Origin of the sequence: Parafrankia sp. EUN1f, assembly GCF_000177675.1 — a bacterium.
Classification (GTDB): domain Bacteria; phylum Actinomycetota; class Actinomycetes; order Frankiales; family Frankiaceae; genus Parafrankia.
Genome location: NZ_ADGX01000393.1, coordinates 1 through 626 on the forward strand (window position 1 = coordinate 1; position 626 = coordinate 626).

At 65.8% G+C, this 626-nt stretch carries 1 protein-coding gene; it reads right to left on the reverse strand.

All coding sequences use genetic code 11. From position 1 onward, the window contains the following. On the reverse strand, nucleotides 1–626 hold a 626-nt coding region (locus FREUN1FDRAFT_RS39285), incomplete at both ends, for a zinc-binding dehydrogenase (protein WP_006546030.1).

Below are 626 nucleotides of genomic sequence, written 5' to 3' on the forward strand. Positions count from 1 at the left end.
ACACGCCGCGGAAGCGGTTGATTGCCGTCAGGTGCCGAGCCCGGGTCTGCTCGTCACGAACGCCCAGCCCCTCCTCCGGTGCCAGACACAACACCCCGACCTTGCCCTGATGCGCGTTGCGATGCACATCGAACGCCGCCTGCCCCGTCTCCTCCAACGGATACACCTTCGACAACGTCGGATGGATCAACCCCCGCGCCACCAACCGGTTCGCCTCCCACGCCTCCCGATAGTTCGCGAAATGCGACCCCACGATGCTCTTCAGACTCATCCACAGATACCGGTTGTCGTACTCGTGCATGAACCCACTCGTCGACGCGCACGTCACGATCGTCCCGCCCTTACGCGTCACGAACACCGACGCCCCGAACGTCTCCCGACCGGGATGCTCGAACACGATGTCCGGATCCTCCCCACCCGTCAGCTCCCGGATCCGCGCCCCCAACCGCTTCCACTCCCGCGGATCCTGCGTGTTCTCATCCGACCAGAACCGATACCCCTCCGCCGCCCGGTCGATCACCAGCTCCGCACCCATCGACCGGCAGATCTCCGCCTTCGCCGGCGACGACACCACACACACCGGAATCGCACCACCCCGCAGGGCCATCTGCGTCGCATACGACCCC